Source organism: Pseudomonas sp. GL-B-26, assembly GCF_019947405.1.
Taxonomy (GTDB): Bacteria; Pseudomonadota; Gammaproteobacteria; order Pseudomonadales; family Pseudomonadaceae; genus Aquipseudomonas.
Map to the genome: position 1 here is coordinate 53,613 of NZ_JAGYGJ010000017.1, position 14,700 is coordinate 68,312.

The following is a 14,700-nucleotide window of genomic DNA, read 5'->3' on the forward strand; positions in this document are numbered from 1 at the left end:
ACTGAATAATACTGAGTATATCGTTCACGTTTGGAGAATGCCTTGGATCTGGTTCAGCTGGAAATTTTCAAAGCCGTCGCCGAACATGGCAGCATCAGCGCGGCGGCTCAACACATCCACCGGGTGCCGTCGAACCTGACGACGCGGATCAAACAGCTGGAGCTGGATCTGGGCGTGGACCTGTTTATCCGCGAGAAGAGCCGCTTGCGCTTGTCGCCGGCCGGCTGGAGTTTCCTTGACTATGCCCGGCGCATTCTCGACCTGGTCCAGGAGGCTCGCGCGACGGTGGCGGGCGAAGAACCGCAGGGATCGTTTCCCCTGGGGTCGCTGGAGAGCACCGCTGCAGTGCGCATCCCTGAGCTGCTGGCGGCGTATAACCAGAAGCACGCCAAGGTCGAACTGGATCTGTCCACCGGACCTTCGGGGACCATGATCGACGGGGTGTTGTCTGGCCGACTGGCGGCAGCGTTTGTCGATGGACCGGTGCTGCACCCGGCACTGGAAGGCGTGCCGGCGTTTGAGGAAGAAATGGTGGTGATCGCACCGCTCAACCATTCCCCCATCCATCGTGCGCGGGATGTTAATGGCGAAAACATCTATGCCTTCCGCTCCAATTGTTCCTACCGCCATCACTTCGAAAGCTGGTTCGCCAAGGACGCGGCGGTGCCCGGCAAGATTTTCGAAATGGAGTCCTATCACGGCATGCTGGCGTGCGTCAGCGCCGGTGCAGGCCTGGCGCTGATGCCCCGCAGCATGCTCAACAGCATGCCCGGATGCACCACGGTGAGCGTCTGGCCGTTATCGGAATCGTTCCGCTACTTGCGCACCTGGCTGGTGTGGCGCCGGGGCACGGTGTCGCAAAGTCTGACCATGTTTGTGCGCTTGCTGGAGGAGCGCGGGGTGGTGCGGGATGAGGCGGTGCGCTAGTTCGTGCGCTTGAGAATGTCCAGATCGGCGTGCCGGCTTATTCCCCGGCTTTTGTCGACTTGATCAGATTGTTGCGCAGCTTCACGACCGCTTTTTGCAGGATCGAGAACTCGTCGAGCGTCAGGCCCGTCGCGTCGGCGAGGCCCATTTCCGGTTGGCTTTCGCGCAGCTGTCGGCCGTTCTTCGTCAGGCTGATCCGCACTTGGCGCTCGTCCTCGGGATCGCGCTGCCTTTGCAAAAAGCCCATCGCTTCCAGTTTCTTCAGGATTGGGGTCAGCGTGTTCGATTCCAGAAACAGCTTCTCGCCCAGGCTGCCGACGGTCTGATTGTCTTCCTCCCACAGCGCGACGATGGTGATGTATTGCGTATAGGTCAGCCCAAGCTGCTCGAGTATCGGCTTGTAAGCCTTGCCGAAGGCCAGGTTGGTGGAATAGACCGCAAAACACAGGAATTCGGAGAGCTTCAGGTTGTCGGGGACGGCGTTGTCGGTGGGTTTCATGTACATCCTCGTTGGCCAAAGACGGATGGCTCGCAAAAAGCGAAATATACCTCGTATGCGATTGTGTCGGAACGACTCTAACTGACGGTGGCGACCGGTTCGACGGCGAAAGTCGAACCGGTCGTACGGTGCATCACGCTGTCAGGGCGTTGATGACCACGTCGATATTGCCGCGCGTCGCCTTCGAGTACGGGCAGATTTGGTCTGCGGCGTGCGCCAGCTCCGTCGCGACGTCTTGCGTCAAGCCTGGCACGCGAAGAGTCAGCCGGGCCTGGAGGAAGTAGGCCGGACCGGTCTGGCCCAGATCGACCTCAATATCAACGGCCAGATTGGGCGGCAGCGTCACCTTCATATTTTTCGCCGCCAGTTCGACGGCAGCGGTGTAGCAGGCCGACCATGCGCCGGCGAAAAACTGCTCTGCCGTTGGGTGCGGCACAATGGCTGCGAACTCGTGTGCCAGTCTAGGGTTTCCAGGCGACGAGAGCTCGATGGCGAGGCCGCGGGAAGAGTTGTCACCGTCGCTGAACGTCGTGTGGGTTTTGCCTGTGGCCAGGACTTTTTCGATCTTGTTCATGGATGAGTCCTCATCATTTTGTTGGGGTTGTGATTCGTATGCGCTTAAAGCGCATGCGATATATATGGTGTATCGACAATGCCGATCGACAGCAACGCCGCGCGGTGCGTCAAGCCGTGAGGACGTTCAGGGCCACGTCAATGTTACCCCGCGTCGCTTTCGAGTACGGGCAGATTTGATCGGCGGTGTGCGCCAGTGTGGTCGCAACATCGTTCGACAAACCCGGTACGCGCAGGGTCAATCGAGCCTGAAGGAAGTAGGCCGGACCGGTCTGACCCAGATCGACTTCGATGTCGACGGACAGATCCGACGGCAGCACCACGTTCATTTCTCCGGCCACCAAGCCGACGGCGGCGGTGTAGCAGGCCGACCATGCGCCGGCGAACAGTTGCTCGGCCGTCGGGTGCGGCTGGGTGGCGGCGAACACGTGGGCTGGCTTGGCGTTGCCAGGCGTCGACAGGGTGATGTCGAGGCTGCCGTCATGGCCGCGCGAGGTGTTGCTGACGGTGGTGTGGGTTTTGCCGGTGGCCAGTACTTTTTCGATCTTGCTCATGATGATTTCCTGAGTTGTTACTGTTTTCGTATGCGCTTATATCGTATGCGACATATTTAATGGATTAAAACGATCTTCACGCCGTCAGGACGTTCACCGCCACGTCGATGTTGCCCAGCGTCGCTTTCGAGTACGGGCAGAGTTCGTGTGCGGCGTGCGCCAGTGCCGTTGCGACGTCGTGTGCCACGCCCGGCAAGCGGACAAAGAATCGAGCCTGAAGGAAGTAAGCCTGACCGGTCTGGCCCAGATCGACCTCGATGTCGACGGACACATCGGCCGGCAGCATCACTTTTTTCGCCTTGGCTATGTGTTCGATGGCGGAGATGTAGCAGGCCGACCATGCGCCGGCGAACAGTTGCTCGGCCGTCGGGTGCGGTTGGGTAGCTGCGAACACGTGGGCCGGTTTCGCGTTACCTGGCGACGACAGCTCGATGTCGAGGTTGCCGTGGGCACGGGTCGCGTCGCTGAACGTGGTGTGGGTTTTGCCGGTGACCAGTACTTTTTCGATCTTGCTCATGGAATGAATCCTCAACGTTTCAATAGGTGGTGCTTGTCTGTCGTATACGTTTGTATCGTATGCGATAGAAATAATACTCGCGCAGAGCTCAATCGGTGTCAAGGGGTGGTGTGGCGTCCAGCCGACGAATGGCCGGGCTGCCGGGATATGCCGAATTCGTCGTCGACCGGGTCTAAAGCGATCAAGCCGTGGCGTCGGGAATGGGCCAGTCTGGGCGGTCTGTCCAAGGAGTTGATGATGAAACGACTGTCCCTGGCCGAAGCTCGCGAGCTGGCCGAATCGATCTTGCTGCACAACGGTTTCAACCTTGCCCACGCTCAGGCGGTGGCCGCCACGGTGATTGCCGGGGAGCGCGATGGCTGCGCCTCCCACGGTTTGTATCGGGTATTGGGGTGCGTAAATTCGCTTAGGGCCGGAAAGGTAATGGCCGATGCCGAGCCACGGGTGATCGACCAGGCCCCTTCGATCGTGCGGGTCGATGCGGCGGGTGGTTTTTCCCAGTTGGCGTTTCAGGCGGGTCTGCCATTGCTGGAGGAGAAAACCCGGGCAAACGGGATTGCGGCGCTGGCGATCAATCGCTGTGTGCATTTTTCCGCCCTGTGGGTCGAGATCGAGCAACTGACCGCTGCCGGCCTGGTGGCGCTGGCGTGTAATCCCAGCCATGCCTGGGTCGCGCCGGCGGGAGGCAGTCAACCGGTGTTTGGTACCAATCCCATTGCGTTTGGCTGGCCGCGTTCGGGCAAGGATCCGTTTGTGTTCGACTTCGCCACCAGTGCGATTGCCCGTGGCGAGATCGAGTTGCATCGACGCGCCGGCAAAGCGATTCCCGAAGGCTGGGGCGTCGATGCAGACGGGCAGCCGAGTACCGATGCGAACGTGGTGCTCGATGCCGGCGCGATGCTGACGTTCGGCGGGCACAAGGGCTCGGCGCTGGCCGCCATGGTGGAGTTGATCGCCGGGCCGTTGATTGGTGACCTGACCAGTGCGGAATCGCTGGCGTACGACGCGGGCAGCAAGTCATCGCCGTACCACGGCGAGCTGATCATCGCCCTCGATCCGCGGCGCTTTCTCGGCGAGGCCACCGAGCAGCACCTGGCCCGTGCCGAAGTGATGTTCCAGAGCATACAAGGGCAGGGCGCACGCTTGCCGTCGCAACGGCGTTACGAGGCGCGAGCACGCAGTTTGGTGGAGGGCGTGCAGATTCCCGAAGCCTTGTACAACGACTTGAAGGCACTGCTGGATTGATGAGAAACGGGCGCCAGTGGCGCCCGTTTGGTTTTACAGCGGTTCGCGGTGGCTGTTGCCGTCGACCAGACGGGCGATGCCCAGCGGATTGGCGTTTTTCAGCGCCTCGGGCAGGAGCGCATCCGGGCAGTTCTGGTAGCACACCGGGCGCAGGAAACGCTCGATGGCCAGGCTGCCGACCGAGGTGCCACGGGCATCGGAGGTGGCCGGGTAGGGCCCGCCATGCACCATCGCATCGCAGACTTCGACGCCGGTCGGGTAGCCGTTGAACAGTACCCGTCCGACTTTCTGCTCGAGCAGCGGCAGCAGTTCGCTATGGGTTTGCAGGTCACCGGCTTCGGCAATCAGCGTGGCCGTAAGTTGACCGTGCAAACTCTGCAACGCCCGTTGCAGTTCGGCCTTGTCGGCTACTTCCACCAGCACCGTGGTCGGCCCGAAAACTTCTTCCTGCAACAGCGGGTCGCCGTTGAGCAGCAGGCTGACGTCGGCCTTGAACAGCTGCGGCTGGGCCTGCTTGCCCTGCTGTTCGCAGCCAGCCAAGTGGCTGATGTGCGGATGCGCGTGCAGCGCCTGCACGCCCTTGGCGTAGCTGGTTAACGTGCCGGCGTTGAGCATGGTTTGCCCCGGCTGGTCGGCCATGATCGCACTGAGTGATTCAACAAATGCGCTGAACTCGGGGGAGCGAATGCCGATTACCAATCCGGGGTTGGTGCAGAACTGCCCGCAGCCGAGTACCACTGACGCGGCGAGTTCGCGGGCGATTTTATCGCCGCGCAGTTGCAGGGCTTCGGGCAGTACCAGCACCGGATTGATGCTGCTCATTTCGGCGAACACAGGAATTGGCTGCGGCCGTGCGGCGGCCATGTCGCAGAGGGCGCGACCGCCTTTGAGCGAACCGGTGAAGCCCACCGCCTGGATCGCGGGATGCTTGACCAGTGCTTCGCCGACACCCGCGCCGTAGATCATGTTGAACACGCCTTTGGGCATGCTGGTTTGCTCGGCGGCGCGGATGATCGCATCGGCCACGAGTTCGGCAGTCGCCATATGCCCGCTGTGGGCCTTGAACACCACCGGGCAACCGGCGGCCAGGGCGGCAGCGGTGTCGCCACCGGCAGTGGAGAACGCCAGCGGGAAATTGCTCGCGCCAAACACCGCGACCGGGCCGATGCCGATCCGGTACTGACGCAGATCCACCCGTGGAAGTGGCTGACGCTCAGGCAAGGCGCGGTCGATGCGCGCGCCGTAGTAGTCGCCACGGCGCAGGACCTGAGCGAACAGGCGCATCTGACCGCTGGTGCGGCCGCGTTCACCCTGAATACGCCCGAATGGCAGCGCCGTTTCGCGGGTTACCAGGGCAATGAACTCATCGTCCAGCGCATCCAGTTGCGCGGCGATGGCCTCGAGAAACTCCGCGCGCCGGTTCGCCGGCAAGTTGCGGAAGGCTGGGTAGGCGGCAGCCGCTGCCTGGGCGGCGGCGTCGACTTCCTCAACGGTGGCTTGCATGAACGAGTAGGGCAGCGCTTCACCAGTGCTGGCGTCATGGCTTTGCACGGTGATGTTGCCGGCGGCACTGCGCGCACCGCCGATGTAGTTGTGGCCGATGATGTGGGGCATGAAAAACTCCTGTCGAAAGAGGGCAAAGGGAAAGGCGCGTCGGACAAAAAACTGTGGCGAGGGGGCTTGCCCCCGTTCGACCGCGCAGCGGTCGCAAATTCAACGAATGCGGAGTGCCTGACGCAACCGATTGCTGGTTTTGGGGCCGCTTCGCGACCCAACGGGGGCAAGCCCCCTCGCCACATTTGATCGCCAGGCTCAGGCCAACGAATCGCCCCGGCGCGGGATGGCGGATTCGGCGGTATCCAGAGCAGCAATCCGTGCAGCAGATTCGCTATCCACCAGGTGCAGCGACTTGCCACGGGTTTCCCGAGTCAAACCGACGGCGACAATAGAGATCAGCGCAGCGCCGACCAGGTACCAGGCGATCGGTGTCGAGCTGTGGTACTTGTTGAGCAGGGTGAGGGCAATCAACGGCGCCAACGAGCCGGCGAAGATCGGTGCCACTTGGTAGCACAAGGACAACGCGGTGTAGCGCACGTGGGTCGGGAACATTTCGGCCATCAGCGCCGAGTAGGGCGCGTAGGTCATCGACTCGATCGCCAGGCCCAGGGTGATAGCCCCGATGATCAGCCAGTTGTTGCCGGTGTCCATCATCGGGAAGCCGATGAAGCCCCAGAACGCGGTGAGGATCGCACCCGTCAGGTATACCGGTTTGCGCCCGACCAGGTCGGACAGATAACCCATCAGCGGGATCATGAAGAAGTGCAGCAGGTGCGCGCCGAACATCAGAAACAGAATCTCTGAGGTGTCCTTGTGCACCACCAGTTTCAGATAGGTAATCGAGAAGGTCACGACGGTGTAGTAGAGAATGTTCTCGGCAAACCGCGCGCCGATACCGACCAGCACTGCACGCCAGTGATGACGCAGCACTTCGACCACACCCAGCTGTTGTTGCTTGTTTTGCGCCTGACGGGCCTGGGCTTCCTTGAAGATCGGCGCGTCATCGACGCTGGTGCGAATCCAGTAGCCGATCAGCACCACCACCGCCGAGAACCAGAACGCCACACGCCAGCCCCACGCTAGGAATTGCTCCTCCGACAGGTTCGACGACAACAGCAGCAACGCGACGGTCGCCACCAGGTTACCGGCCGGTACACCGGCTTGCGGCCAACTGGCCCAGAAGCCTCGGCGATTGTCCGGGCAGTGTTCGGACACCAACAGAATCGCACCGCCCCATTCACCGCCGAAGGCGAAACCCTGGATCAGCCGCAGCAACACCAGTAACACGGGCGCGGCGTAGCCGATCTGGTCGAAACCGGGCAGGCAGCCCATCAGGAACGTGGTGATACCGACCACCACCAGGCTCAGTTGCAGCAGGCGTTTGCGGCCGAACTTGTCACCGTAGTGACCGAACACCAAACCACCCAATGGACGGGCGAGGAAGCCGACGGCATACAGGGCGAAGGCAGCGAGGATGCCATCGATCGGGCTGTCGGTCTGGCGAAAAAACAGCTGGCCGAAGACCAGTGCCGAGGCGGTGCCGTAGAGGAAGAATTCATACCATTCGGCGACGGTGCCGGCCATGGCGGCGGCTACGACACGTTTGAGTCCCGAAGGTGTGGTTGCGCGGGCGGTGTTGTGAGGATTGGGCATGCTGACGTTTCCTGTAGAGGCGCAAAAAACAGGCAGCCGGGCTGGGTCCGCAAGGGACCCGCCCGGCAATCACTCAGAGACCGACGTCCGGCAGTTCCGGACGGTTGGCCAGGGCCTTGGCCATGATCTGCTCGACGAAAACCCGATCGGCTTCCGGCAGTGCCAGGCGTGGTGGACGGGTCAGGGCGCTGCCGCGACCGGCAATGGCTTCGCACAACTTGATGCACTGCACCAGGTCGGCACGGGCGTCGAGGTGCAGGATCGGCATCAGCCATTCGTAGATCGGCATGGCTTCGGCGAAGCGACCGGCCTTGGCCAGGCGGAAGATGGTTTCGCCTTCTTTCGGGAACACGTTGGACATGCCCGAGACCCAGCCTTCGGCACCCACCGCGATGCTTTCCAGTACCACGTCATCGAGGCCGGCGAACAGCACAAAACGGTCACCCACTTCGTTGCGAATGTCGATGAAGCGGCGGGTGTCGCCAGAGGAATCCTTGAAGCACACCACGTTGTCGCAGTCGGCCAGGGCAATCAGGATGTCCGGGGTGACGTCGTTTTTGTAGATCGGCGGGTTGTTGTAAACCATCAGTGGTACGTCGGCGTTTTTTGCCACGTAACGGTAGTGCTCGGCGGTCTCGAATGGCTTGGAACCGTAGACCAGCGCGGGCATCAGCATGACCCCGTCGACACCCACCCGGCGCACGGCATTGGCGACCTTGGCCGCTTGAACGCTGGTGAATTCGGCCACACCGCAAATGACCGGCACGCGGCCGCGGGAAGCGTCGACCGCGACTTCAGTCACGGCGATTTTTTCTTCGGCGGTCAGCGAGGTGTTTTCCCCCACCGAACCACACACCACCAGGCCCGACACGCCGTCACGGATCACGTTGGAAATCACCTGATGGGTTTTTTCCAGGTTGATGGTGAAGTCGTCGTTGAATTGAGTGGTCACCGCGGGGAAGACGCCACTCCAGTTAATGCGCTTGCTCATTGTTGCCTCCGGTTCATTTATTGTATTTCGTATACGATATTGCATGTGAAAAGACTCGGCCAGTGCTTTTTTCAGTTACGAAGGGTTTTTTACTAGCCGTTTGTCAGAGTTTTTGGGTGAGGGTTTGTAAGGCTGTGTTCAGGCCCCAGGCCAGGTGTCAGACAGTCGATAGCCTTGTGGCCACGGATCGCTTGGATCAAGCAGCAACTGGTGGGTGCCGGTGATCCAGGCCCGGCCGGAAATGCACGGGTAAATCGCGGGGCGTCCAGCCACTTCCGTCAACGAATCGATGCGGCAGTGGAACTCGGAACCGATGATCGAACGGCCGATAAATCGCTCGCCCACCTGCATCAATCCCTTGGCCTGCAGCACCGCCATGCGCGCCGAGCAGCCGGTACCGGTCGGCGAACGATCGATCTTGCCGGGTTGAATCACCACCGCGTTGGCGCCGGTGGCGATGCCATTTTCATAGACGAGGGGAGCCGCGATCTGACAGAAGGAAATGTGCGACCACTCGGGGTTCAGCGGATGAACGAAGCCCAGTTGTTCATTGGCTGCGCGGGTGATTTTCAGCCCGACCTCGACCAGCTCCGCCGCTTCATCAGGACGAATGGAAAAGCCCAGGCGCTTGGCGTCGGCGATCACAAAACTGTCGCCGCCGTACGCGGTGTCGACCTGCAATGAGCCGACGCCTTCGACTTCGATCCAGGCGTCGAGGCGGTCAGCGAAGGAGGGCACGTTCTTGATTTCCACTCGTTCGACCTTGCCGTCACGGCAGTCGGCCACCGCTTCGATCAGTCCGCCCGGTGCTTCGAGCACCAGCCGGGTTTGCGGTTCGGTCATCGGCAGGATGCCGCTGTCGAGCAACACGGTGGCCACGCACAGCGAGTTGGAGCCGGACATCGGCGGAGTGTCGGCCGGTTCCATGATGATCCAGGCCATCTGCGCCCGAGGATCCTTGGCCGGCACCAGCAGGTTGACGTGGCGGAACACGCCACCGCGTGGCTCGTTGAGCACGAAATTGCGCAGGGTCTGATCCTTGGCAATCCAGCGCGACTGTTCCCACACGGTGGCCCCGGGCGGTGGCGCGACGCCGCCGACGATCACGTCGCCGACTTCGCCTTCGGCGTGACAGCTGACTACATGGATGACTTTCGATGAGCGCATGGTTTGCTCCTTGTTTTGTCTGTTAGGGCGCCTTCGCGAGCAAGCCCGCTCCCACATTTGACCGAGTTCTTCCAGAAGAAATGCGAACAGTGTGGGAGCGGGCTTGCTCGCGAAGGCGCCATTAGTTATTTCACTGACTTGAGGAACGCCGCAGTTTCCGCATGCACCGGATTACCAATCACCTGATCCGGCGAACCAATCTCGTGCACCAGCCCATTGCGAAAGAACGCCACGCGGTCGGACACATCGCGGGCAAAGCGAATCTCATGAGTCACCAGGACCATGGTCATGCCGTCTTCAGCGAGCATGCGCATGGTGTCCAGCACCTCGCCTACCAACTGCGGATCGAGGGCCGAAGTGGCTTCGTCGAACAGCATGTAATCCGGCGACATGGCCAAGGCGCGGGCGATCGCCATGCGCTGTTGCTGGCCGCCGGAGAGCTTGCCGGGAAAGGCCTTGAGCTTGTCGCCCAGACCGACGTGGGTCAGTTGCTTGACCGCCAGTTCCTCGGCTTCGGCCTTGCTCTTGCCCAGCACTTTGCGCGGCGCCAGCATCACGTTTTCCAGCACGGTCAGGTGCGGGAACGCGTTCCATTGCTGGAAGACGATGCCGATCTTCTGTCGCAGACGGTTGAGGTCAGTGGCGCTGTGATGGACCTCGACACCGTCGACGCGGATGTTGCCTTTCTGGATCGGCTCCAGGCCGTTGATGCACATCAGCAGGGTCGACTTGCCCGAGCCGGAGCCGCCGATGATTGACACCACCTCGCCCTTGTTCACCGTCAGGTTGACGCCCTTGACCACTTCGAGGTTGCCGAAGGATTTGTGTACGTTGTCGATCTCAATCATTTTCTTGCCACCTTCTTTCCAGACGAGCGCCGAGGCGAGCGACCACCAGGCTCATGACGTAGTAGATGAGGCCCGCGATGCACAGCACCAGCAGCGGTTCCTGAATGCGGGTCACGATGGTTTGCGAAGCGCGCAGCAGTTCGACGATGCCGATCCACATCACCAGCGCGGTGTCTTTCATCACACTGAGCACCAGGTTCAGCCAGCCGGGAAAAGCTACCCGCGTGGCCATCGGGAGGACGATCCAGCGCAGGTCCTGCAGGAAGCTCAGCCCCAGGGAACGACTGGCCCGGCGCACAGTGAATGGCACCGAAAGCACACCGCTGCGCACGATCTCGGTGAAGTACGCGGCGGCGTAGACCCCGAGCACAATGCAACCAACGCTGAAGGCGCTGATGTTCAAACCGACGATGCTTTTCAGCGAGTTGAACAACACAAACTGGATCAGCAACGGCACGCTGCGAAACACGTCCAGCACCCAGGCCAGTGGCAGGCTCGCACGCGGAAACAGCGCCCGCAGCAAGCCGAACAACAGCCCGGCGAAAGAGCCGAGGATGATCGACCAGAACGTGAGTTTCAGAGTGACCCAGGCGCCATCAAGCAAGAACAACAGGTCATTCCAGGAAAAACTGGTGGTCAACATGGTCTCCTCCTCAGTAGCGGAACAGTCGCCAGGCCATCAGCCGGGCGACGGCGACGATCGCCTTGGCAATCAGGTAATACAACGCCGCTGCGATGGCGAAGTATTCGAAGGTGCGGAACGTCTTGACGTTGTAGTCCTGGGTCACGCCGGTGAGGTCATTGTTCAGCCCGACGATCACCCCCAGCGACGTCATCAATACCGCCCAGACCATCTGGTTGCTCAACGGGTAGAACACAATCCGCAGCAGCTGCGGGACGATGATCATCCGGTAAGCCTGGAAGGCACTCATGCCCAGCGAACGCGCGGCGCGAACTTGCGTGCCCGGCACAGCCTTGAGGCCACCGCGAAAGTTTTCCGCCAGGTAGCCGGCGTTGTTGAAGGTGATCCCGGCCAGCAGTGCGAACCATGAGCTGACATGCAAATCCAGCGAGCCGAGGCCGAAGTAGAGGACGTAGATCTGGAACAGCGACGGGGTGTTGCGGGCGATCGACACCCAGCCGTTGCCGATGCCGCGCAACAATGGCTGTTTGGTTTCACGCATCACCGTCAGGGCCAGGGCGATCAGTACGCCGAAGATCATCGACAGCGCGGCGGTCTCGAAGGTGACCCAGGCGCCAGCGAGCATGTCCGGCAGGGCGCGCAAGGTTGCGCGCCATTGGAAGGTGTAATCAAACATGCGCGGGGCTCTCCAGAGAGGCGGCCGATTGCAGCCAGGCCGGCAAACGACCACTGGCCGTGGCGCTGCAGGCGGCGTCGACACATTCGGCGAGGTTGGCGAAGTGCACCTTGCGGCCCACTAGGCCGGGTGCGTAATGGGCGTACTTGCCTGAGTTGGTCATCAAGGTTTTGGCGGCCAGCGGGATCACCGGCTCGCCGAGCATGCACCAGCAGGTGTCGGTGACCAGGGTCGCGCCGAAGGCTTCGATCACCGCGATATGTCCAGCCTCGCGGGCCTGCTCCAGCACCGCACGACCGCAGGTGATGGCGAGCACAACCTCGGGGTGTTTGTGCCGACCCCGACACAACCGCGCCAGATGCGCGAATTCGCTGAGGGAGAAATGCGGGTTGCCCAGCGAGACCACATCCACTCGACTGTCGCGGGCACTGTTGAGCTCGCGCCAGCTGAGCAGCAAATCCTTCAGGCGGATTTTTTCCACCGGCACATGGGCATTCGCCTCCAGCACCTGCGTCGGGTCGAGTGCTTCCGGGGTCACCCCGGCGATATGGAACAGCGGCGCGGCGGAGGTGGTGGCGAAAGCCGCACCGAAAGCCTTCAGGTCATCCAGGCTCGGCTTGCTGTGTTCCAGCCCCAGCACCAGCGGAATCCGGCTGCCGGCCAGGGCACCGATGTGGTAGCCGAGCAAAGGGTAGAAGGCATCGTCCAACTCTTGCAAAACCGGCAATTCGATTTGCAGTCTCGCTTTACGTTGCGCGTCCAGATGGCAGCCGATCAGGGGCGCGCGGCCGGTCAGGGCGATGCAGATATCCAGGTAGTCCGGGTATTTCAGGGTGCGTGCGCCGAGCACGCTGTTGGCATACACCACGGCGTTGGATTCGGCCCAGACGATTTGCTCGCCGGCCTTCGGCGCGCTGTCGAGCAGGTAGGGCGCGCAGGTGAAACTCAGCTGTGCACCCATCGCCATGTATGCATCGCCGAGGGCGCTGGCCGGTACGCCGAGTGCCGGATCAATGCCCAACTCGCGCCAACGGCGCTGGTCCACAGAAATGGAATTGAGGGTGGTCGGCACCCGTACTTTTGCTCCCCACTGCACCAGTTGTTCAGCGAAGCGCAGGCTCGCAGGCCCGGTATAAATGCAGCCGTCGATGTGCGCCTGGGTGACATCCACCAGGTGTCGCGCACCTTGCAGTTCAGCCATGCGCAGGACGATCTGCATCGCCACTTGGGCGGCTTTGCCATGCTCGCCGTCGAGTAGCGCCTGATCGTGTTCGGTGAGTTCGATAGCGGTACTTTTTTCTGCTGTCTGCAACGGACTGGCGAGTGCCTGCCAGGCATCGCCCGGCAGGTGTTCGAACAGGTTCACCGTTGATGCTTCGACCCGAGCAAAGGCCTTGCCGCGCAAGGCGGCGAAGGCCTCCCGGCCGATGCAGAGCACCGGCAGGGAACGCTCGAAAATGGTCTGTGCCACAAGCACGCCCAGGGTCAGGATCTCATCGGGTTCGGCCAGCACCAGTGCGGCCGGCGCATGACCGTTGCTGATCAGTTCCATCAGCACACTGCTGCCGGTGCACGAACCGCGGCCGCTGGGAATCGCCAGTACCCGGCCGGCCAGATGTTCGCCGCTCAGCGGGTGGTGACGGTCGATGACCTCGCCGCTGTACGGGTCGACCCCGCCCCAGAAACTCAGCCCGACATCGGCGAACAACAGGGCGCCTTGTGCGGCGCCGGCGACCAGGCTGCGACCGGTCAGAGAGGTTGGCCTAGGCATGCCGGACACCTCAGTAATAGACCTTGGGCACGGTCAGGTCGGTGGGTGAAATCTCGGTGCCGACCCATTTGGTGAACAGCTCGTTGTAGCGGCCGCTACGCACCTGCTGATTGACGAACAGGTTGAGGTAGTTGAGCAGGCCATACTCGTTGCGCTTGGCGCCCAGGGACACGTAGTCGATGGTGTACGGCGCGTTACCGGCGATTTTCAGGTTCTTGTATTTGCCCGACTTGATCGTGGCGGCGGCCACGGTGTTGGTGACTACGGTGGCGTCGATGTGGCCCTGAGCAACCGCCAGCAACGTGTCGTTCTGCGACTGATAGGCGCGGAAGGTGCCGGTGCCCCAGTTTTTCACATCTTTTTCCAGGGCGATGGCTTCATAGGTGCCGCTGGTGTTACCCAGCGCTTTGCCTTTGATATCGGCGAAGCTGTTGATGCCGGTGTTGTCGCGGGTCAGCACCACCATCTGGAAGGCGAAGTACGGCACGGTGAGGCCGACAGTCTTGGCCCGTTCGAGGGTGTCGGACGTGGACGCGACGATCACGTCTGCGCGCCCGGAGACCAGCGCCGGAATTCGATCGGGGAAGGGCGTTTCAACCACTTCGGCGTCGACCCCGAGGATCTTCGCCAGGTCGCGGCAGTAGTCCACGTCGAAACCGGCCGGGTTGTTACCTTCATCGCGGAAACCCATGGGTGGGAAGTCCAGCGTCACGGCGCAGCGCAGCTTGCCCGAACCGATAATGTCGTCGAGCTTGTCGGCCTGGGCGGTGGCGATGAAGGAAGTACTGAGAACAGCGCTGAGGGCTACGGCAAATGCGGGGTTTTTCATAGAGGCCTCGTTGTCGGAAAGTGCTGTTGGATATCGTATTGTGAATTTCGTATACGATATGTGATTAGCAATGACCATGCCTGTTTCCGAACAGAGGCGAGAATTAATCGCCAAGCCTTGAGCTAAAGGTCTTACAAGATTGTGGGAACAGGGTGTAGGAGAAGAACGCCTCGGCGGGCCGTATCAGGCGGTGTTACAGAAGGGAGCAGTGGGAACGCCGGGCGCCCCTTAAAGGAACACTCGCCCGGGT

15 protein-coding genes are annotated in these 14,700 nt (G+C 61.5%); 2 read left to right on the forward strand and 13 right to left on the reverse strand.

Features of this window, described 5'->3' with window-relative positions:
• Positions 1-42 precede the first annotated feature (42 nt).
• On the forward strand, positions 43-927 hold the full coding sequence (gene ptrR / locus KGB23_RS13430; RefSeq protein ID WP_046046804.1) for a putrescine utilization regulator PtrR: 885 nt from the start codon (positions 43-45) through the stop codon (positions 925-927).
• Between the two features lie 37 nt (positions 928-964).
• On the opposite strand, the gene KGB23_RS13435 is transcribed toward ptrR, so the two are convergent.
• The 4 genes from KGB23_RS13435 to KGB23_RS13450 all read right to left on the reverse strand — a co-directional run bounded on the left by KGB23_RS13435 (position 965) and on the right by KGB23_RS13450 (position 3,070).
• A complete protein-coding gene (locus tag KGB23_RS13435) occupies positions 965-1,426 on the reverse strand; it encodes a MarR family winged helix-turn-helix transcriptional regulator (protein WP_095132653.1) in 462 nt (153 codons plus the stop codon).
• A gap of 133 nt (positions 1,427-1,559) precedes the next feature.
• Positions 1,560-2,000 carry an Ohr family peroxiredoxin gene (locus KGB23_RS13440; protein ID WP_150657331.1) on the reverse strand — a complete coding sequence of 147 codons (441 nt, stop codon included), beginning with the start codon at positions 1,998-2,000 and terminating at the stop codon, positions 1,560-1,562.
• 109 nt (positions 2,001-2,109) lie between these two features.
• Positions 2,110-2,553, reverse strand: a complete 444-nt coding sequence (locus KGB23_RS13445) for an Ohr family peroxiredoxin (RefSeq protein ID WP_223431425.1) — start codon at positions 2,551-2,553, stop codon at positions 2,110-2,112.
• 76 nt (positions 2,554-2,629) lie between these two features.
• Complete coding sequence (locus KGB23_RS13450) at positions 2,630-3,070, reverse strand: Ohr family peroxiredoxin (protein ID WP_223431426.1); 441 nt, start codon at positions 3,068-3,070, stop codon at positions 2,630-2,632.
• A 237-nt stretch (positions 3,071-3,307) separates the two neighbouring features.
• Here KGB23_RS13450 and KGB23_RS13455 point away from each other — a divergent pair, with 237 nt between their 5' ends.
• Complete coding sequence (locus KGB23_RS13455; protein ID WP_223431427.1) at positions 3,308-4,315, forward strand: Ldh family oxidoreductase; 1,008 nt, start codon at positions 3,308-3,310, stop codon at positions 4,313-4,315.
• 33 nt (positions 4,316-4,348) lie between these two features.
• Here KGB23_RS13455 and KGB23_RS13460 read toward each other — a convergent pair whose 3' ends face one another.
• The 9 genes from KGB23_RS13460 to KGB23_RS13500 form a co-directional block, all read right to left on the reverse strand.
• Positions 4,349-5,929 (reverse strand): aldehyde dehydrogenase (NADP(+)), encoded by a 1,581-nt coding sequence (locus KGB23_RS13460; RefSeq protein ID WP_223431428.1) that lies wholly within the window; start codon positions 5,927-5,929, stop codon positions 4,349-4,351.
• A gap of 198 nt (positions 5,930-6,127) precedes the next feature.
• Complete coding sequence (gene abaF / locus KGB23_RS13465; protein ID WP_223431429.1) at positions 6,128-7,525, reverse strand: fosfomycin efflux MFS transporter AbaF; 1,398 nt, start codon at positions 7,523-7,525, stop codon at positions 6,128-6,130.
• A 73-nt stretch (positions 7,526-7,598) separates the two neighbouring features.
• A complete protein-coding gene (locus KGB23_RS13470) occupies positions 7,599-8,516 on the reverse strand; it encodes a dihydrodipicolinate synthase family protein (protein WP_223431430.1) in 918 nt (305 codons plus the stop codon).
• A 138-nt stretch (positions 8,517-8,654) separates the two neighbouring features.
• Complete coding sequence (locus KGB23_RS13475) at positions 8,655-9,683, reverse strand: trans-3-hydroxy-L-proline dehydratase (RefSeq protein ID WP_076030925.1); 1,029 nt, start codon at positions 9,681-9,683, stop codon at positions 8,655-8,657.
• 125 nt (positions 9,684-9,808) lie between these two features.
• On the reverse strand, positions 9,809-10,531 hold the full coding sequence (locus tag KGB23_RS13480; RefSeq protein ID WP_008157200.1) for an amino acid ABC transporter ATP-binding protein: 723 nt from the start codon (positions 10,529-10,531) through the stop codon (positions 9,809-9,811).
• Positions 10,524-11,174, reverse strand: coding sequence for an amino acid ABC transporter permease (locus tag KGB23_RS13485; RefSeq protein ID WP_056745275.1), 651 nt, complete (start codon positions 11,172-11,174; stop codon positions 10,524-10,526). The genes KGB23_RS13480 and KGB23_RS13485 overlap by 8 nt, the downstream gene beginning before the upstream one ends.
• Positions 11,175-11,184: 10 nt before the next feature.
• The gene (locus tag KGB23_RS13490) at positions 11,185-11,850 is read right to left on the reverse strand and encodes an amino acid ABC transporter permease (RefSeq protein ID WP_008157202.1); all 666 of its coding nucleotides are present in this window, start codon (positions 11,848-11,850) and stop codon (positions 11,185-11,187) included.
• Positions 11,843-13,621, reverse strand: a complete 1,779-nt coding sequence (locus tag KGB23_RS13495; RefSeq protein ID WP_223431431.1) for an aconitase X — start codon at positions 13,619-13,621, stop codon at positions 11,843-11,845. The genes KGB23_RS13490 and KGB23_RS13495 overlap by 8 nt, the downstream gene beginning before the upstream one ends.
• A 10-nt stretch (positions 13,622-13,631) precedes the next feature.
• Entirely contained in the window at positions 13,632-14,450 is an 819-nt protein-coding gene (locus KGB23_RS13500) for a transporter substrate-binding domain-containing protein (RefSeq protein ID WP_008157204.1), read from the reverse strand.
• Between the last annotated feature and the right edge of the window lie 250 nt (positions 14,451-14,700).